At 70.3% G+C, this 18,464-nt stretch carries 20 protein-coding genes; 10 read left to right on the forward strand and 10 right to left on the reverse strand.

The features are described 5' to 3' along the window. Positions 1–27 precede the first annotated feature (27 nt). The 4 genes from alr to LGR69_RS24845 form a co-directional block, all read right to left on the reverse strand. The gene (gene alr, locus LGR69_RS24830) at positions 28–1,110 is read right to left on the reverse strand and encodes an alanine racemase (RefSeq protein WP_230367674.1); all 1,083 of its coding nucleotides are present in this window, start codon (positions 1,108–1,110) and stop codon (positions 28–30) included. Positions 1,111–1,209: 99 nt separating this feature from the next. Further along, positions 1,210–1,569: a type II toxin-antitoxin system PemK/MazF family toxin gene (locus tag LGR69_RS24835; protein ID WP_122162014.1), complete on the reverse strand. Its 360-nt coding sequence runs from the start codon at positions 1,567–1,569 to the stop codon at positions 1,210–1,212. Beyond that, positions 1,569–1,790, reverse strand: coding sequence for an AbrB/MazE/SpoVT family DNA-binding domain-containing protein (locus tag LGR69_RS24840; protein WP_007560288.1), 222 nt, complete (start codon positions 1,788–1,790; stop codon positions 1,569–1,571). The genes LGR69_RS24835 and LGR69_RS24840 overlap by 1 nt, the downstream gene beginning before the upstream one ends. 167 nt (positions 1,791–1,957) lie before the next feature. After that, a complete protein-coding gene (locus LGR69_RS24845; RefSeq protein ID WP_230367675.1) occupies positions 1,958–2,647 on the reverse strand; it encodes a queuosine precursor transporter in 690 nt (229 codons plus the stop codon). Between the two features lie 153 nt (positions 2,648–2,800). Here LGR69_RS24845 and LGR69_RS24850 point away from each other — a divergent pair, with 153 nt between their 5' ends. From LGR69_RS24850 to LGR69_RS24870, 5 genes are all read left to right on the forward strand, one after another. After that, positions 2,801–3,409, forward strand: a complete 609-nt coding sequence (locus LGR69_RS24850; RefSeq protein ID WP_039902383.1) for a CvpA family protein — start codon at positions 2,801–2,803, stop codon at positions 3,407–3,409. A gap of 132 nt (positions 3,410–3,541) precedes the next feature. Next, positions 3,542–5,011 carry an amidophosphoribosyltransferase gene (gene purF, locus LGR69_RS24855; RefSeq protein ID WP_007560282.1) on the forward strand — a complete coding sequence of 490 codons (1,470 nt, stop codon included), beginning with the start codon at positions 3,542–3,544 and terminating at the stop codon, positions 5,009–5,011. Between the two features lie 157 nt (positions 5,012–5,168). Beyond that, positions 5,169–5,918 (forward strand): SDR family NAD(P)-dependent oxidoreductase, encoded by a 750-nt coding sequence (locus LGR69_RS24860; RefSeq protein ID WP_230367676.1) that lies wholly within the window; start codon positions 5,169–5,171, stop codon positions 5,916–5,918. 211 nt (positions 5,919–6,129) lie between these two features. Beyond that, a complete protein-coding gene (locus LGR69_RS24865) occupies positions 6,130–6,537 on the forward strand; it encodes a dihydrofolate reductase (RefSeq protein WP_050733992.1) in 408 nt (135 codons plus the stop codon). 60 nt (positions 6,538–6,597) lie between these two features. Next, entirely contained in the window at positions 6,598–7,716 is a 1,119-nt protein-coding gene (locus tag LGR69_RS24870) for a carboxylate-amine ligase (protein WP_230367677.1), read from the forward strand. A gap of 138 nt (positions 7,717–7,854) precedes the next feature. Here LGR69_RS24870 and der read toward each other — a convergent pair whose 3' ends face one another. The 3 genes from der to LGR69_RS24885 form a co-directional block, all read right to left on the reverse strand. Next, positions 7,855–9,207 (reverse strand): ribosome biogenesis GTPase Der, encoded by a 1,353-nt coding sequence (gene der, locus LGR69_RS24875; RefSeq protein WP_091863987.1) that lies wholly within the window; start codon positions 9,205–9,207, stop codon positions 7,855–7,857. A 28-nt stretch (positions 9,208–9,235) separates the two neighbouring features. Next, complete coding sequence (locus tag LGR69_RS24880) at positions 9,236–9,946, reverse strand: tetratricopeptide repeat protein (protein ID WP_007560272.1); 711 nt, start codon at positions 9,944–9,946, stop codon at positions 9,236–9,238. Between the two features lie 109 nt (positions 9,947–10,055). Continuing rightward, positions 10,056–10,664, reverse strand: a complete 609-nt coding sequence (locus tag LGR69_RS24885) for an NnrU family protein (RefSeq protein ID WP_091863986.1) — start codon at positions 10,662–10,664, stop codon at positions 10,056–10,058. A gap of 106 nt (positions 10,665–10,770) precedes the next feature. Between LGR69_RS24885 and LGR69_RS24890 the strand changes: the two genes are divergently transcribed. The 4 genes from LGR69_RS24890 to LGR69_RS24905 all read left to right on the forward strand — a co-directional run bounded on the left by LGR69_RS24890 (position 10,771) and on the right by LGR69_RS24905 (position 13,789). Then, entirely contained in the window at positions 10,771–12,216 is a 1,446-nt protein-coding gene (locus tag LGR69_RS24890; RefSeq protein ID WP_230367678.1) for a hypothetical protein, read from the forward strand. A 101-nt stretch (positions 12,217–12,317) separates the two neighbouring features. Then, positions 12,318–12,950 (forward strand): pyridoxamine 5'-phosphate oxidase family protein, encoded by a 633-nt coding sequence (locus LGR69_RS24895; protein ID WP_230367679.1) that lies wholly within the window; start codon positions 12,318–12,320, stop codon positions 12,948–12,950. A 148-nt stretch (positions 12,951–13,098) separates the two neighbouring features. Then, positions 13,099–13,425 (forward strand): hypothetical protein, encoded by a 327-nt coding sequence (locus LGR69_RS24900; protein ID WP_230367680.1) that lies wholly within the window; start codon positions 13,099–13,101, stop codon positions 13,423–13,425. 103 nt (positions 13,426–13,528) lie between these two features. Beyond that, positions 13,529–13,789, forward strand: coding sequence for a hypothetical protein (locus tag LGR69_RS24905; protein WP_230367681.1), 261 nt, complete (start codon positions 13,529–13,531; stop codon positions 13,787–13,789). Between the two features lie 16 nt (positions 13,790–13,805). Here LGR69_RS24905 and LGR69_RS24910 read toward each other — a convergent pair whose 3' ends face one another. After that, positions 13,806–14,480: an SOS response-associated peptidase gene (locus LGR69_RS24910; protein WP_122162023.1), complete on the reverse strand. Its 675-nt coding sequence runs from the start codon at positions 14,478–14,480 to the stop codon at positions 13,806–13,808. A gap of 246 nt (positions 14,481–14,726) precedes the next feature. Here LGR69_RS24910 and LGR69_RS24915 point away from each other — a divergent pair, with 246 nt between their 5' ends. Continuing rightward, positions 14,727–15,308, forward strand: a complete 582-nt coding sequence (locus LGR69_RS24915) for a PAS domain-containing protein (protein ID WP_230367682.1) — start codon at positions 14,727–14,729, stop codon at positions 15,306–15,308. Positions 15,309–15,347: 39 nt separating this feature from the next. On the opposite strand, the gene LGR69_RS24920 is transcribed toward LGR69_RS24915, so the two are convergent. Both LGR69_RS24920 and LGR69_RS24925 read right to left on the reverse strand, forming a co-directional pair. Beyond that, a complete protein-coding gene (locus LGR69_RS24920; RefSeq protein ID WP_230367683.1) occupies positions 15,348–16,826 on the reverse strand; it encodes a methyl-accepting chemotaxis protein in 1,479 nt (492 codons plus the stop codon). Between the two features lie 367 nt (positions 16,827–17,193). Beyond that, positions 17,194–18,372: an SMP-30/gluconolactonase/LRE family protein gene (locus LGR69_RS24925; protein ID WP_230367684.1), complete on the reverse strand. Its 1,179-nt coding sequence runs from the start codon at positions 18,370–18,372 to the stop codon at positions 17,194–17,196. Positions 18,373–18,464: the final 92 nt, after the last annotated feature.

An 18,464-nucleotide genomic window follows, 5' to 3' on the forward strand; every position in this document is an offset into this window, starting at 1 on the left:
CGGTCCGGCATTCGAGAAGGGGTCGGATCACCCTACATAGGTTCGAACATAACGCGAACCCAGCCCCGTCAGGATCTCGTAGCCGATCGTCCCGGCGGCGCGGCCGACCGTGTCGATGTCGAGTTCGTCGCCGATCAGCACGGCTTTGGCGCCGCGCCCGGCCGCGGGGGCCGCGGTGACGTCCAGGATGATGAGGTCCATGGAGACGAGGCCCAGGATCGGGCAGGGCACGCCCCCGACCAGGGCCTGCCCGCGCCCGCTGATCGACCGGGGGAAGCCGTCGGCATAGCCGAGCGACAGCGTCGCCAGACGGCTCGGGGCGGGCGCGGTCCAGCGGCCGTTATACCCGACGCTGGTTCCGGCCTCGACATGCCTCACCTGGGCGATCAGGGCCTCCAGCCGCACCACCGGGCGCATCGGGTTGGCGGATTCGGCGGTCGGGTTGCCGCCGAACAGGGCGTAGCCCGGCCGCAGCAGGTCGTGCCGGGCGCCATCGAGAAAGACCCCCGAGGAATTGGCGAGCGAGGCAAGCAGGCCTGGATAGGCCGCCCGGACCCGGGCGAAATCGGCGATCTGCCGGGCGTTGACCGGATCCTCCGGCTTCTCGGCGCTGACGAAGTGGCTGAGCAGCAGGTCGATGCCGGCGGCCGCGATGCCCGGATCGCCGGCAAGCTCCAGCGCCTCCGGCACCGGCAGCCCGAGTCGGTTCATGCCGGTATCGACATGGAGCGCCGACGGCCGGCCCCCGCCCGAGAAGGCGGCCCATTCGGCGATCTCCTCACGGCTGCCGAGCACCGGGCGCAGGTCGTGCGCCACGAAGGTCGCGCAGGCGCCGGGCGGCAGGCCGTTCAGGATGTAGATCGCGGCCTCCGGCAGGGCGGCCCGGGCGGCGACGCCCTCGGACAGGTGGGCGACGAAGAAGGTCCGGCACCCGGCGGCCCAGAGGGCCGGCCCGACCTGCGCGATGCCGCAGCCATAGGCATCGGCCTTCACCACGGCGGCGCAATCGGTCCCCCGGGCGGCCAGCATCCGCCAATTCGCCGCGATCGCCCCGAGATCGATGGTCAGCCGGGCGCCGTGGGCGCCGATATCTGTTCCGGATTCCGTCACCGATCGCCTACCCGCCACCGAAGCGCCCCCGATCCTCGATTCCCCGCGGACGGATGCACGATGCGGACCCGTGAGGCGAGTCGGTTCGCGGCATTGCTCTCAGGGGTCGACGAGACTGGCAACCCGCGCGGCGATCTCGCCCACGGTGTCCGGATCCGCGATACCGGCGAGGCTCGCACTGCCATCGGCGAGGCGCGCCCGGAGATCGAAGCTGCGGACCTGCGTGCAGACCGCCACGCCGGTCACGCCATCCGCCGTGACGGGGACTGTGAGGCCCGCGGCGCGGGCGCCCGCCGCCACCGTGGAGATCACCACGGCGATTGCCGTGCCGTGAACGTTCACGGCCTCCGGCGTCAGGACAATCCAGTAATGTCGATCGCGCATTTCCCGGCCGATGACCGGGTTGGGGTTGATCGAGTAGATCTCGCCACGTTTCGGAACTTTCGGCCGCGGGCCCATCACCCGATCTCATTGCCCACTGGAGGGCCTTCCAGAGCCTTGGCCGTATCCGCGTACAAGGCCGGCAGATGCTCGGCCCCTTCCAGAAGCTCCGCCAGGGTATAGCGACGTTTTCGCTTCGCGACCGGTGTCGCGACCAGAGCGCCGTCCTGTACGGCGAGTGTGAGGTCGGTGCCCGTATCGGCTCCGATCGCGGCCAGAACGGCGGGGGGGAGCGTCATCACGCGGGCTCCGCCTTGGCGCCGAACGGTCACAACCGCCGTGGGTGACGCTTGAGTCGGCGGTTTGGCGCTCTTCGTCACGCCAGGCGTTCGCTTGGCTGCCGGCATGGTCACGCTCCTCCGGAAAGTGCTACAAAGGTAGCACCTTTTCGATGCCGCAACATCCCTCACCCCCGCAAGCGGAACGGGTTGAAATCCGTATCCGTATCGAAGGCGTCGCGGCCCTCGGCGCGCTTCAGGAAGCCGATCAGCGGCACGCTGAGGGGCAGGGCCACGATCTCCCAGGCGACCTTCAGCGCCCAGATCGAGAGCGCGAGGCGGACGAGATCCGCGGCGGGATAGAGCCCGCCGAAGCCGAGACCGATGAACAGGGCCGAATCGATGCCCTGGCCGACCAGCGTCGAGGCGACGAGCCGCGCGGGCAGTCCCCGGCCGCGAAAGCGCAGCTTCAGCTTGGCGAGCAGGTAGGCGTTCAGGAACTCGCCGGTGAGATAGGCCGCGAGCCCGGCCAGCGCGAGCCGCGGGGTGGCGCCGAGCACCGCCTCGAACGCCGCCTGGTGCGGCCAGAACGGCGCGGGCGGCAAAGCCGCCGCGATCCCGTAGGCCAGGATCCAGAGCGCCTGCGCCAGGAAGCCGGTCCAGACCACGGCCCGGGTGCTGGAATAGCCGTAGACCTCGGTCAGCACGTCGCCGAACAGGTAGGAGGCGGGAAACACGATCACCGCCGCCGTGAAGGTCAGGCCGCCCACGCAGACGATCTTGCCCGCCAGCACCAGCGAGATCATCAGCACCGCCCCAAACAGGCCGGCGATCGGAACGAGGTAAACGGGGCCGGTGGAAGCCCTCTCGTCACTCACGATCGGCGCGGGCTGATGCACGGACGGCACAGGCCGCACGCGCAGTCCGCGCCCGAGGGTGACGGCCGAGTTTCGGCTTGGTATACTTCGGCCCCGGTCCCGGGGAGCCGCATGGCCGCCGCGGCATCCCCTCTGGTTCCTAAAAGCTCACAGATGCCGTTTACCGTTCTGGATCTCGTCGTGCTCGGCATCGTCGCGGTCTCCGCGCTGCTCGCGGCCGTGCGTGGCGTCACCCGCGAGGTGCTGGCGATCATCGCCTGGGTCGCCGCCGCCGCCGTCGCCTGGTCGTTCTATCCGATGCTGCTTCCGCTGGTGAAGCAGCACGTCAACAGCGATACCGTGGCGCTGGTCGCCTCCATCGCGGCGATCTTCCTCGGCACGCTGATCATCGTCTCGATCATCACCGTGAAGATCTCGGACGTGGTGCTCGACTCGCGCATCGGCGCGGTCGACCGGTCGCTGGGCTTCCTGTTCGGGGCGGGCCGCGGCTTCCTGATCTGCGTGATCGGCTGGGTGTTCCTGTCCTGGCTGGTGCAGGGCAAGGTGCCGGATTGGGCGGCGCAGGCGCGCACGCGCCCGATGCTGGAGAAATCCGGCGACGCCCTGGTGGCCCAGCTCCCCGAGAATCCGGAGGGCTTCCTGAAGCAGTTCAAGAAGCCGAAGGCCGGCCCGCCGCCCAACGAGGCGGCCGACGCCCCCGCCGAGACCGATGTGGCGCCCCAGCGCCGCACCGAGACCGCGCCGACCCCGACGCGACGCTGACCTGCGGCGCGCGCCGTTGGTCGCTCTCCGTGGAACGCCTAGATAGCGGTTCCGGAGACGATCGGATGATATCCGCGACGACCGGCGCGCCGGCCCGTCGCCGCCGGGACTCGTGAAGTGATCGATCGCAGCATGTCCCAATCCGACGCTTACGCCTCCGATTTCGACCTCGACGGTGATACGCTGCGCGAGGAATGCGGCGTCTTCGGCATCTTCGGGCACCCGGAGGCCTCGGCCATCGTGGCGCTCGGGCTGCACGCTCTGCAGCACCGGGGCCAGGAGGCGGCCGGGATCGTCTCCTTCGACGGCTCGGTGTTCCATTCCGAGCGGCGCCCGGGCCTCGTGGGCGATTCCTTCTCGGATGGCGACACCATCGCCCGGCTGAAAGGTCGCGCCGCCATCGGGCATGTGCGCTACTCGACCACCGGCGGGACGATCCTGCGCAACGTGCAGCCGCTCTTCGCCGAGCTCGCCAGCGGCGGCCTCGCGGTCGCCCATAACGGCAACCTCACCAACGCCTTGTCGATCCGCCGCGATCTCGTGCGCGACGGCGCGATCACGCAGTCGACCTCCGACACCGAGGTGATCCTCCACCTCGCGGCCCGCTCGCGGAAGCCGCGGATCGTCGAGCGGTTCATCGACGCCCTGCAGGCGATCCAGGGTGCCTACGCGATCGTGGCGCTGACCAACAAGAAGCTGATCGGCGCCCGTGACCCGCTGGGCATCCGCCCGCTGGTGCTGGGCGAGCTCGACGGCCGCTACATGCTGGCCTCCGAGACCTGTGCCCTCGACATCATCGGCGCGCGCTACGTGCGCGACGTCGAGAACGGTGAGGTCGTGGTTATCTCAGAGGAGGGGATCGAGTCGATCCGCTTCGCCGACGCGGTGCCGATGCGGCCCTGCATCTTCGAGTACATCTACTTCGCCCGGCCGGATTCGGTGGTGAACGGCAAGAGCGTCTACGCGGTGCGCAAGGCGATCGGCCGGGAACTGGCCCGCGAGGCCTCCGTCGCGGCCGACGTCGTCGTGCCGGTGCCGGATTCCGGCGTGCCGGCGGCGCTCGGCTTCGCGCAGGAGACCGGCATCCCGTTCGAGATGGGGATCATCCGCAACCACTATGTCGGGCGGACCTTCATCCAGCCGACCCAGTCGGTGCGCGAGCTCGGCGTGCGGATGAAGCACTCGGCCAACCGCGCGGCGATCGAGGGCAAGAGCATCGTGCTGGTCGACGACAGCCTGGTGCGCGGCACGACCTCGGTGAAGATCGTCCGGATGATGCGCGAGGCCGGTGCCGCCGAGGTGCATTTCCGGATCGCTTCGCCGCCGATCACCTACCCGGACTTCTACGGGATCGACACGCCGGAGCGGGAGAAGCTTCTGGCCGCGACCCACGACCTCGAGGCGATGCGCAAATATATCGGCGCGGACTCGCTGGCCTTCCTGTCGATCCCCGGCCTTTACCGGGCGATGGGCGAGGAGGAGCGCAATGCGGCCTGCCCGCAATACACCGACCATTGCTTCACGGGTGAGTACCCGACCGGCCTGACCGACCTCTCCATCGCCGGTCCGAAGCGCTTCGCGATGCTGGCCGAAGCGGACTGAGCGGGGGATCCCAAAGGGCTCAGCCCTTTGGCGGGGTCCAGGGGCGGCGCCCCTGGGATCTTCGCGGGGCTCTTCCCTGAGCCCGCAAAAGGTCACGGACCTTTTGAAACCGGAATTTTTGGATCCCCCTGGCGCGGAAATGCGCTAGGTCCTGGGCATGGCTGATCCTCAGAGAAAGCTCGAAGGCCGCGTCGCGGTCGTCACCGGGGCGTCCCGCGGCATCGGGCGGGCGGCCGCCCTGGCCCTGGCCGGGGCCGGGGCCCATGTGGTCGCGGTGGCCCGCACGGTCGGCGCCCTGGAGGAGCTGGACGACGCCATCCGGGCGGCCGGATCCAGCGCCACGCTCGTGCCGTTCGACCTCGCCGATTACGACGCCATCGACCGGCTGGGCGCGGCGATCAACGAGCGCTGGAAGCGGCTCGACATCCTGGTCGGCAACGCCGGCATCCTCGGCGCGCTCATGCCGATCGGCCACATCACCCCGAAGGTCTGGGACCAAGTGATGCAGGTCAACGTCACCGCCAACTGGCGCCTGCTCCGCTCGCTGGACCCGCTGCTGCGCATGTCCGATGCCGGCCGGGCGATCTTCGTCTCGTCGGGCGCAGCCTCGAAATGCCGGGCCTATTGGGGGCCGTACTCGGTCTCGAAGGCGGCGCTCGAAGCGATGGTGCGGACCTACGCGGCCGAGAACGAGACCACCGCGATCCGGGCGATGCTGCTCAATCCGGGGCCGCTGCGCACCGGCATGCGCCGCTCGGCCATGCCGGGCGAGGATCCCGAAACCCTCAAGACCCCCGAGGATCTCGTCCCCCACTTCGTGCGGCTCGCCGCGCCGGACTGGACCGAGACCGGCAAGCTCTACGATTTCCCCACCGACCGGGTGCTGCAGTTCCGCGCGCCCGAGTGACGGACAGCGCCCTTTTACGACCGGGTGAATCCATCCGATCCACCCTCATCCTGAGGTGCTGCGCAGCAGCCTCGAAGGAGGCCTTCAGGGATCGCAGAGGCCTCTGGAGAGCTCCTTCGAGGCCCAGCGATCTGCGATCGCCGGGCACCTCAGGATGAGGGGATGGGTGGGATCGGCCGGGTGATTCCCGTCTCTCACATCTGGTGACCTCATGATCGACGTCCGCTGCATCTGTGCGATCGGCCTGCGCGGCCAGCTCGGCCTGAACGGGCACCTGCCCTGGGAGGGCAACACCGACCCGCTCTTCGTAGAGGACGTGACGCGGTTCTTCGCGCTCACCATGGGCCATGTGCTGATCGCCGGGCCGAAGACCGTGGCCTCGGTCCCGGACTTCGCCTTTAAGGACCGCACCATCGACGTGATCCGCAGCCACGAGGATCCGGAGCAGGTGCTCAAGCGCTACCCGGGCCGCCGGATCTTCGTGGGCGGCGGCATCGCGGTGTGGAACGTCTACGCCAAGTACATCCAGAACTGGGACATCACGCGCCTCCCCTATGACGGCGAGGCCGACCGCTGGTTCGACCCGGCTTGGCTGGTGGGCGGGGCGCTGCGGCCGTAACGACCGGCACCTTCGGGCGGCCCGGCGCGTTGGCGTGCGTGTCGTGCGTCCGGAGTGTCGATGAACGCCCATAGCTACCGCTTCGGCATCGAGGAAGAGTATTTCCTTGCCGATGCCGAGACACGCGGCACGCCCCGGGGGGACCTCGCCGGGTTTCATGCCCGGGTGAAGGCGGAGCTGCCCGAGACCGGGCGGGAGCTGGTCGCCGCGCAGGTCGAGGTCTGCACGCCGCCGCTCGACGATGCGCAGGCCGCCCGTGAGAATCTCGGTGGCCAGCGGGCGCAGCTCGCCGGCATCGCGGCCGAGAGCGGGCTGAGCCTGCTCGCCTGCGGCACCCATCCGCTCGCGCATTGGTCCCGCCAGACCGCCACCGACGGCGCGCGCTACAAGGGCATCCTGTCGGATGTCGGCATCGCGGCGAGGCGGGCGCTGATCTGCGGCATGCATGTCCATGTCGAGGTGCCGGACCCGGAGGCGCGGGTCGACCTCATGAACCGGCTGCTGCCGTTCCAGCCGCTGCTGCTGGCGCTCTCGGCCTCCTCGCCGTTCTGGCAGGGGGAGGCGACCGGGCTGATGGCCTACCGGCTCAGCGTCTTCGGCGAATTGCCCCGCACCGGCCTGCCCGAGCTTTTCTTGGACGCAGCCGCCCATGCCCGGTTCGTGGACATCATGACCCGCTCCGGCGCCATCGCGGATGCAAGCTTCCTGTGGTGGTCCCTGCGGCCCTCGATCAAGTTCCCGACCCTGGAGCTGCGCATCGCCGATGCCTGCACCCGGCTCGACGATTCGCTCTGCGTCGCCGCCCTGTACCGCTGCCTGGTGCGGCTCTGCGTGCGCCGGCCCGAGCTGAATGCCGGGCTCGACGGCGTCTCGCGGTCGCTGGCTTCGGAGAACCTGTGGCGGGCCCAGCACAGCGGCGTGCGCGCGACGCTGATCGACGAGGCGAAGGCCGAGGCGGTGCCGTTCGCCGCGGCGCTGGAGGCGGTCCTCGCCCTGGTGGCGGAGGATGCGGATGCGCTGGGCTGCGCGGCGGACGTCGCCCGCGCCCGGGCGATCGTGGCCGAGGGCACCAGCGCGGACGGGCAGGTCGGGGCGTTCGAGGCGGCTCTGGCTGACGGAAAGGACGAGCGCGCCGCGCTGTCGGCCGCGGTGGACTGGATCGCCGACGCGGCCCGGTGACCGCTCTGCTCGCCCCCATTTCGTCATCGCGAGCGGAGCGAAGCGACCCAGGGATGCACCACACCCGAGGATCGCGCGCTGCCCTGGGTCGCTTCGCTGCGCTCGCAATGACGGCGCGATCGTTTGGCGGGAAACGCCTCAGCCCTTGTCGAACGGGTTCTGCGAGGTCCGCAAGCTCAGCCGGATCGGCGTGCCCGGCAGCTCGAACGCCTCGCGCAGGCCGTTCACCAGGTAGCGGGTGTAGGATTTCGGCAAGGCGTTGAGCTGGTTGCCGAACAGGGCGAAATGCGGCGGCCGGCTCTTCACCTGGGTGGCGTAGCGGATCTTGATCCGCCGGCCCGACACCGCCGGGGGCGGATTGCGGGAGGTCGCCTCGCTCAGCCAGTCATTGATGCGCGAGGTCGAGATCCGCTTGTCCCAGACCTCAGCGGCCTGCACCACCGCCTGCATCAGCTTGTCGAGGCCCTCGCCGGCGAGCCCCGAGAGCGGCACCACCGCGACGCCGCGCACCTGCGGCAGCAGGCGGGTGCAATCCTCGCGCAGCTGCTTCAGCAGGCCGGGCTGGTCGGCGACGAGGTCCCACTTGTTGAGGCCGATCACCACGGCCCGGCCCTCGCTCTCGACCAGGTCGATGATGGTGAGGTCCTGCTTCTCGAACGGGATCGTGGCGTCGAGGAGCACCACCACCACCTCGGCGAAGCGGACCGCGCGCAACCCGTCCGAGACCGCGAGCTTCTCCAGCTTGTCGTCGATCCGGGCGCGGCGGCGCATGCCGGCGGTGTCGTGGAGCTTGATCTTGCGGCCGCGCCACTCCCAGTCCAGCGAGATCGAGTCGCGGGTGATGCCGGCTTCGGGGCCGACCAGCAGCCGGTCCTCGCCGAGCATGCGGTTGATCAGCGTGGACTTGCCGGCATTGGGGCGGCCCACGATGGCGACCTTCAGGGAGCGGCCGCCGGGGGCGTCCTCGTCCTCCTCGTCGTCCTCCGGGTCGGGCTTGGGCAGGACGCCCTTCAGCGCCTCATGCAGCTCGCCCAGGCCCTCGCCGTGCTCGGCCGAGAACGGGATCGGATCGCCGAGCCCGAGGGTAAAGGCCTCGTAGGCGCCGGAGAGGCCGGTGCCGCCCTCGGCCTTGTTGGCGATCAGGATGACCGGGCAGCCGGCCCGGCGCACGAGTTCCGCGAAGGGCTGGTCGGCCGGCAGCACGCCGGCGCGGGCGTCGATCACGAACAGCACCACGTCGGCGGCGAGGATTGCCGCCTCGGTCTGCATCCGCATCCGGCCCATGAGGGTGGCGGCGTCCGATTCCTCCAGACCGGCGGTGTCGATCACCCGGAAATGGAGGCCGCCGAATCTGACATCGCCCTCGCGCCGGTCGCGGGTCACCCCCGGCCGATCGTCCACGAGCGCGAGCTTCTTGCCCACGAGGCGGTTGAACAGGGTCGACTTGCCGACGTTCGGCCTCCCGACGATCGCGACGGTCGGCATGTCCATGGTATGTCTCGAAGTGGTCGAAGAAAAATCAGCGCGTGATCGGCGGGGGCGGGGCGGCGACCTCGGGCTTGGCCTCGGTCACGGTGACCGGGCCGCCCGCCACGAGGGCCGCGTAGACCTCGATCCGCTCACGCAGGTTCCGGGGGGTCTCGGGATCGGCGACCAGCTGGTCGAACCAGCGGCCGGCCTCCTCGAAATCGCCCTTCTTCAGGGCGGCGAGGCCGAGCATCTCGCGGGCGGTGTGGCGGAACGGCGTGCCGGCCGCGAGCCCCTGGAGATTGGCCAGAGCCGGGTCCGGGTTCGCGCTGTCGAGGCGCAGCAGGGCGGCGCGCAGCCGCGCCAGATCGCGCAGGCCGTCGCCGAGGCCGGTGTCACCGGCGAGCGTGTCGAATTCCTTCGCGCCCGCCTCCGCGTCGCGCTTGCCGGCCTCCGCGGCCGAGCGGAACCGGGCGAGCAGGCGGTAGCCGGCGGGGCCCTGGACCTCCAGCGCGTCGAAAACCTTGTCGGCCTCCGCGACCTTGCCGTCGCGGGCGAGGCGGTTGGCCTCGTCGAACTGCACCGAGGCGGCCTCGGCGGCCACGCGCTGCTGGTTCTGCCAGTAGCGCCAGCCCGCCACGCCCACGACCAGGAGCACGGCGAGCGCGATGATCACGCCGCTGTAGCGCTTCCAGATCTGGAGGATCCGGTCGCGGCGATAATCCTCGTCGACCTCGCGAATGAACTCGTTGTTCTCGGCCATCATTTCCCGGCCCGCGTCTATCCGCGGGCCACCTTGCACAGCGATCGAGCCCCGCGCCTAACACACGGGCGCCGGGTTGGCGACAGCGGGCTTGAGGCGGCGGTGGGTCTCAGGCGGTTCCGGGCCAGACCGGCACGCCGATCAGCGGGTAGTGCAGGTAGCGGGCGAACACGAACCAGACGGCCGTCCCGATCACCACGGCCAGGATGTCGTTGCGCCAGCCATGCGGGGCCACGGCCGGGCCGCCGTGCTGGGCGACCACCGCCCCGGGGGCGAGCGCCCGGCGCTTGGCGCTGATCCGCGCCGCCACCGCCCAGGCCAGGAAGCCGCCGAACAGCAGGATCGAGCCGAGATCGCCGTTCGCGAGCAGGTGGGCGGTCGCCCAGATCTTCACGGCGAGCAGCATCGGGTGCTTGGCCTTGGCCCGGATATGGCCCGGCAGATAGGCGGCGGCGAGGCACACGAAGGCCAGCCACACCAGCGTCAGGGCGAGGTGGCGGGTCCAGACCGGCGGATCCCAGACCGGGATGTAGCCGGCGAGCCGGTAATCGTGGAAGCCGACCGCGATCAGCACCAGCCCGAGCAGCGACAGGGCGGTGTAGCCGAGCTTGAACCGGCCCTCGCCGATCCGGCCCACGATCGCGGCGCGCTGCGAGCGGACCATGGAGAAGGCGTGCGTGCCGAGGAACAGCACGAGCCCGAGGATCAGGAGGAGCATGTAAGACTTTCGGGCGACGGCCGGGCGGCAAGTACTCTGTAACGGTTCTCAAGCGAATCTGGCGCGCTTTGTCCAGGCGTAGCCGGGACGCACCCGGATCTCCGCGATGGGCTTGGCGTACAGGATGGCTGGAACAGGGCGTGCGCCGACGCCGCGTTTCCCTTCCCCCTCCGCGGGGGCGGGTGTTCGCCGATCTCAAGACGGGGCGCGGGTCCCCTCTCCCGTGCGGGAGAGGGACAGGGTGAGGGGTGCGACCTATCCGGAAGATCCTGGTCCCTCACCCCGACCCTCTCCCGAACGGGAGAGCGGGCGTGTCGCGGCCTTCACCGGGCAATCTGTAAATTTGAGACCCTATGTGCGGCGCGGAATCCGGCAGCGTTTCGCCCTGCTCGCAGCTGCCCTCGTGCCGCTCCTCCTCATCCCCCCGGAAGCCCAAGCCGCCGCCGAGCCGCCGCTCTCGGCCCTGACCCTGGTCGGGCCCCCCGCCATCGTGTTCAAGGCCGGGCGCGATGCCTGCGACGGGGCCGATGTGCCGGATGCGCCGGCCCGGGCGTTCCGGGATGCCGCCGGGGCGGTGGCCCTGTTCGGGATGCATTACCGCAACCGCGCCCTGCGCGGGCCCGACCTCGACCACCTCAAGCTCGACTGCGCCGTGGTGCTCGATTCGGGCGAGAAGCCCGATCCGGCATCCTATGACGACCGGTCCTGGATCACCGCCACCTGGACCGAGGACGGCCGGCACGTCGCCGCGCTGCTGCACCACGAATACCAGGCCAACGAGCATCCCGGCCGCTGCCCGGCCGGCTCCTACATGGCGTGCTGGTACAACACGATCACGGCCGCGGCTTCCGCGGATGGCGGGCGCAGCTTCGCGCGCCGGAACCCGCCCGTGGTGGTCGCCGGAGCCCCGTTCCGCCAGGAGGTCGATCAGGGCCGGCATCGCGGCTTCTTCAACCCGTCGAACATCGTGGCGGAGGGGCGCTGGCGCTACGTCCTGGTCTCCACCACCGGCTGGGACCGCCCCGGCAGCGACCAGGCGGCCGGACTCTGCCTGTTCCGCAGCGACGACCCGGCCGACCCGGCCCGCTGGCGCGCCTGGACCGGCACCGGCTTCACCGCCGCCTTCCCGGACCCCTACCGCAAGCCCGTCTCGCCCGCAGCCACCTGCCGGCCGGTGGGGCCGTTCCCGGGGCCGGTGGGAGCCGTGGTCCGCCACCGCGCGACGGGCGCCTGGATCGCGGTGTTCATGGCCAAGGCCGGCGACGGCTTCGCCCGGTCCGGTTTCTACTGGACGAGTTCGCGCGACCTGATCGCCTGGGACACGCCCCGCCTGCTCCTCGACGGCGCGACCCTGTACGACGACCCGTGCAAGGCGACCGCGCCGCTGATCGCCTACCCGTCGCTGCTCGATCCTGCGGCGCAGGGGCGCAATTTCGACGATGTCGGCGACCGGGCGCTCCTGACCTACGCGAGCCTGCGGATCGAGGGCTGCACGATCACCTCCGACCGGGACCTGCTGCGCCGCCCGGTGGCGATTCGCGTCTGGCCCTGACCCGGGCGTTCCGAAAGCCTCAAGCCATCCTGCCCGCCGATGCTGTCGCTCGACGGGCGAGATTCAGCCGCCTCAGGCATCACCGCCGCAGCGAGGATCGCATGGACGCAGACACCGGGGTTTCCGCGACGATCCGGGATGGGGCGGAGCTGCGTGCGCAGTTCGGCGCGGTCGGCCCGCTCGCCGCCGCCAAGGTGCTCGACCACCTCGACGATTACGCCCGCCGGTTCATCGCGCTCGCGCCGTTCCTGGTGCTGGCGAGCGCCGACGCGGCCGGCCAGGCCGATGCGAGCCCCCGGGGCGACGCGCCGGGCTTCGTGGCCGTTCCCGATAGCCGCACCCTGGTGATCCCCGACCGGCGCGGCAACAACCGGATCGACAGCTTTCGCAACGTCATCGAGAACCCCGGTGTCGGGCTGATCTTCTTCGTGCCGGGCATCGACGAGACCCTGCGGGTGAACGGCACCGCGGCGGTGACGCAGGACCGCACCCTGCTCGAGCCCCTGGGCGCCCGGGGCACCGTGCCGACCATCGGGCTGATCGTGCGGGTGCGGGAGGCGTTCTTCCATTGCGGCAAGGCGCTGATGCGCGCGCAGCTCTGGGACCGGTCGCGCCACGTCGCCCGCGACACCTTTCCCAGCCTCGGGCGCATCCTGGCCGAGCAGACCGCCGCATCCGGAGTCGCGGAGGCCGAGGGGCGGATCGCGGAATCCTACCGCACGCGGCTCTACTGAGAGGCCGCATCGGCCGGCATGGATCGGCCGACCCTGCCGCCGTGATGCCGCGCTTGCCGTTCGGTCCACGCGCATCCGGACCCGATCCGGCCCTGGCGCGTTCCGGAGGGAGGACGATGCCCGAGGCTCCGCAACGAGACGGTCCCGCATGCGCGAATCCCACAGACCCGAGGCGGTGCGCCGCCGCCTGGCCGAGCCCGGAGCCGCCCGTGCCAGCGAGGCGGCCGCGCTCGGGGCCGGGGCCCTCGGAGCCGGGGCCGTCGGCGCCTCGGCGCTGGGAGCGCTGGCGATCGGGGCCGTGGCCTTCGGCGCGGTGGCCTTCGGCGCGGTGGCGCTCGGCGCCTTCGCCATCGGCCGGCTCTCGGTCGGCCGCGCCCGGGTCGGCGTGCTGGAGGTGGGGTCCCTGAAGGTCGGATCCCTGGAGATCGATACGCTGACGGTCCGGACGCTGCGCCGGCCGGACGGGACGCGCTGAAGCGTCATCGGACGGCGGTCGTCGGCGCCCGAGGCTGGCCGGGTGGCGCCCGATGGCGTAGCCTTCTGCATCATACCGGACATGCCCGCGAGGACAGCCCGCGATGAGCGACAAGACCAAGCCCTTCCGCCCCGGCGAGGCGGTCGATGCCCTCGGCGAGCGCGAGGGCGATTTCGTGCTGCCGCTCTGCCTGCCGAAGCCCAGCCTGCTGATCGGCGAGGACCTCGCCATGATCGTCCTCGACACGATCCACGGCCAGCGGGTCGGCCTGCCGCTCAGCGCGCAGGGGGCGGCGGACCTCCACGCGGTGCTGGAAGAGGCCCTGCGGCTGCTTCAGGCGCGGAACGGCGGCTCGCTCCAGTAACCGCCCGACCCTCCCTTCACCGCTCCGGCTCGGCCTCCGTCTCGGGCCCGTCCGCACGGGGACCTCGGGCTACCTCCCGCATCGCCGCATCCGGCAAGGGACGCTGCAGCTTGAGCGCCTCCGGGGTCGGCGCCTCCAGCCAGGCCGCCCATTCCTCCGGCTCGGTGAGCAGGACCGGCATCGCCTTGGGATGGACCGGGCCGACGACGCCGTTCGCCTCCGTGGTCAGGAACGAGAACAGGCGGTGCTCCTCCGCCACGCGGTCCGGATTCTCACGCTTCGTCCCGCGCACGCCGGTCCAGGGCCGCCAGATGCCCGCGAAGGCGAAGAGCGATCGGTCGTCGTCGCGGGCGAACCACACGGGCGTCTTGCGCGGCTTGGTGTCGGCATACTCGCTGAAGGCGGTCGCCGGGACGAGGCAGCGATGGGCCGGGCCGAGCCAGGGGCGCCAATGCGGGCTCGCGGCGTTGCGGACATTGGTGATCGGATGCTCCCCGAACGCCTTCGGGCCCGGGATGCCCCAGCGCATCAGGGCGAGTTCCCGGCCATCCGGCCCGTTCCAGACCACCGGTGCCATCTGGTCCGGAAAGATCGCCGGCAGCAGCGGCAGGTTGCCGGTGCGGTCCTGGACGATCCCGAAGGCCCGGCGCAGCTGCGCTGGGCCGGTGCGCAGGCTGTAGAGGTTGCACATGGCGGTCTCGTGAGGGCTCGATCGGGACGGCGGGGCGACGAAACGACCAGCGCCGCTTCGTCGCAGCGCCGGGCTCTTTTCTCAGCATCACAAGTACGGCATGCAGATATTCACGAGTCTAAACTGATATAGATTAGCAAGTTCCGGCGAGCGGTCGATCGGTTGTGTGGATGCGCGCGTGCGTCCCGACCGAGGACTTCCCTACGACCGCGGCTCGAACCGAAGAAGCCTTCCGCGGGACGCGCCATGCCGCAGCTGCCGGATATCCGCTCCGACGCCGACGCGCAGCACCCTCGTGCCGTCGAACGGTCGCCCCTGCGCGCCGCGCAGGCGGGTCTCTGGCGCTACGATGGCGCGCATCTGCGGTTCTCCCGCGAAGCGGCCCGGATCCTGGGGATTCCCGCGGCGGATCGAAGCCCGGGACTGCCGCTCGGGCACGCCGCGGCGTTCGTGCATCCGGAGGATCGCCACGCCGTCCTCGCAGCGATCCGGCTGTTCCGTGAGGCGGGCGGGACTTTGCGCACGACCTTCCGGACCGCGCCGGTGGCCGGAACGGTCCGGACGGTCCTGATGCAGGGGCGCTTCGAGGCGGGGGAGGGGGGACGTCCCCGCTTCGGCCACGGCCTCGTCCTCACCCTCGCCGACGATGCGGAATCCGCACCGGACAGCGCCGCTCTCCTCACCAGCATCGAGCTGGTCCTGGCCGCCCGCCGAACCCTGCAGGCGGCCGGCCCCGCACCGTCGGCGGCACTGCTCGCGGTGGATTCGCTCCTGATGATGCTCGGCAGGGAGGTGGCGGCGACCCTGGCGGCCGACACCGTGGCCTGAGCGGCTGCAATCCGCGCTGCGAGGTCCGCGGCGAGCGCCCTAGGCGGCATCCCGCGCGGCGGTGCGCAGCTGCTGCGTGGCGCTGTCGGCCTGCTCGGCCGATTGGGCGATCCGTTCGAGGTTGGTGGTGATCGCGCCGACACCCTGAGCGGCCGTCTGCATGCTGGCCGACATCTCGCGCGTGACCGCCGATTGCTGCTCGACGGCGCTCGAGATCGCGGTCGCGACCTCGTTCAGCCTCACGATCGTGCCCTGGATCGAGCCGATCGCCTCCACGGCCCCCCGGGTCGCGTCCTGGCTCCCGGTGATCTGCGTGCCGATCTGCTCGGTGGCCCGGGCGGTCTGGTTGGCGAGTTCCTTCACCTCCGCGGCGACCACCGCGAAACCGCGACCGGCCTCGCCGGCGCGGGCGGCCTCGATCGTGGCGTTCAGGGCCAGCAGGTTGGTCTGCGCCGCGATGCTCTGGATCAGCGCGACGACCTCGCCGATCTGGGCCGCCGACGCGCTGAGGCCGGCGATGATCCGGTGCGTCTCCCGGGCCTGGCCCACGGCCTGCCCGGAGATCTCCGATGCCTGCGTGACCTGCGCGCTGATCTCCGCGACCGAGGCGGCGAGCTCCTCGGCGCCCGAGGCCACCGTCTGGATGTCGCCGGAGACATGGGCCGACGCCTGGACCGCCTGCCCGGCCTGCTGCGAGACGCCGGAGGCGGCGTCCGCGATGGCGTTCAGGTCGTGGGCGATCGTGTCCTGCAACGCCGCCCGGCGCCGGCGCTCCAGCACCGTGGCGGTGACGTCGGTGGCGAACTTGACGATCCGAAGCGGGCGTCCGTCCCGGTCGAAGATCGGGTTGTAGCTGCCCTGGATGAAGACCTCGCGCCCGCCTTTGGCCAGCCGCCTGTACTCGGCCATCTGGTACTCGCCGTGGCCCAGACTGTCCCAGAAGCGCCGGTATTCGGCACTGTCGCGCTCGGTCGGGTCGATGAACAGGCTGTGGTGGCGGCCCTGGACCTCCTCCAGGCGATACCCCAACGTGGTCAGGAAGTTGTCGTTCGCGGTCAGCACCGTGCCGTCGAGCGCGAACTCGACCACCGCCTGCGACCGGTTGATCGCGGCGATCTGGCCCTCATACCCGATGGTGCGCATGACCTGCTCGGTCACGTCGCTCGCAAACTTGACGACCTTGATCGGCTTGCCGCCCCGGCCGAGGATCGGGGTATAGGTCGCCTGGAGCCAGATCTCGCGGCCCCCCTTGCCGATGCGCTTGAACTCGCCCGCCTGGAAGTCGCCGTGCCGGAGTGCCGCCCAGAACGCGCGATAGGCGTCGCTCTCCCGATAGGCCGGGTCGACCAGGGTCGCGTGAGACCGGCCGCGGAGCTCGTCGAGGCTGTAGCCGACCGCATTGAGGAAGTTCTTGTTGGCCGTGAGGATCGTGCCGTCGAGCGCGAATTCAATAACCGCCTGGGACCGGTCCAGCGCCTCCACCTTCGCGTGGAGATCCCTCGAAAACAGCATGCCCATGGGTCGGTCGGGTCTCTGGTGATGTCTCAACGGCAGTGGATCAGGTCTGGCGCGAGCCGGACGGGAATCTGCGAAAAGACGATGACATCTTGCCGTTAACGGAACGCTAAGGCCTTGAGTCAAGTGCCATCTGTATGGATCCGAAAATTTCTTGTTATCATCAATAATCGATATGTATTGTATTAATGAGATCAGAATATTTCTGAAGTCTGTTAAACGTAATTTAGAATCATTCTTATCGACGCGTGCCGGGAGCCCCTGTAACCGACCGATAAGCCTGAGCGATATTGGTATTGGCACGTCCGGGACGAGCCCGATCGCACCCCCGGCCGATCGTGCTGACCGGGGATGCGGGTCCTCGGCGACCTCAGCGTTGCGCAGTCGCCGGCTTGAAGCTCCACAATTCGGTCGGCAGGGCGATCGGTGCGCCCTCCTTGTATAAGGCCGAATCCTGGATGTGCGAGGTCGTGACGTAGAGGGTCCCGTCCGGGCCCTGGCTGAACGTGTCCGGCCAGCGCAGCCGCGGATCCTGCACCAGCGTCGTCAGTCCGGTCTGCTTGGCGGCGAGGTCGCGCACCTTGATCGAATCATCCTGCGGCGAGGTCACGTAGAGGCGGCTGCCGTCGCGATCGATCAGCAGCCCGTCGGCCGGGCCGTTCTCGCCGACCGTGACGATCTTGCCGGCCAGGGTCTTGTCGGCCAGCGCCTCCGGCATCATCGGGGCCGTCAGCCAGCCGGTCAGCGTGTCGGTCGGCAGGCTGTACAGCGTCTTGCCCTTGATCGCCTGCCAGTAGAGCGTCTTGCCGTCCGGCGAGAGGGCGATGCCGTCGGCCGAGAACTCCACGCCGCGTCCATCTGGCCGCCGGAGCGGCTTGCCGTCATAGGTCACGGTCACGGCCGGGTCGGGCATGGTCGCGGCCACGCCCGCCAGCAGCCGCTTGGCCTTGCCGGACTCGATATCGACCACGACCAGCGCGCCCTCGGCACCGGAATCGGTGAGGTAGGCCGTCTTCCCGTCCGGCGCGATCCGCACGTCGTTCAGGTAGGATCCCTGCGGGGCCACCGATGGGTCGAACGCGATCGTCTTGGCGACCGCGTTGGTCTTCAGGTCGATCGCCACCAGCTTCGGACCGTCCTTGACCACGGCCGCCATGGCGGGGGCGGCGGCATCGACCACCCAGAGCCGGCCCTGCTTGTCGGCGACCACGCTCTGCACGCAGACGAAATGGGTCTTGGGGTCGACCGCGTCCTTGCGGGCGTTGCGCCAGCTGTTCCACTCCCCATCAGGGTAGGGGACGGGCTTCCCGTCCTTCAGCTCCGCCACCGAGACCGGGGAATCCTCGGTCCAGCGCGGGAAGTTCACGAAGATCCGGCCGTCCTGCGCCACGGTCACGCCGGTGACCTGATGCTGGAACCGGGCGATCTGCGTCAGCGCCGATGATCCGCCCGGCGGCGACGTCGCGGCGACGGGCTCCTGCGCCAGGGCCGGCCCGGCGACGGTGCAGAGGAGGAGAGGCAGCAGGGTACGGGCAGCCGGGTTGGTCATACGGGAGCAATCCTGGGATCGGGGCGATGGTCACGAAGCCCCGGTCCGGGCGGACCGGGGTCGTGTCAGCGGTATCGAGCGCGGCGCGCGGG

It is taken from the genome of Methylobacterium brachiatum, assembly GCF_020523825.1.
Classification (GTDB): Bacteria; Pseudomonadota; Alphaproteobacteria; order Rhizobiales; family Beijerinckiaceae; genus Methylobacterium; species Methylobacterium brachiatum.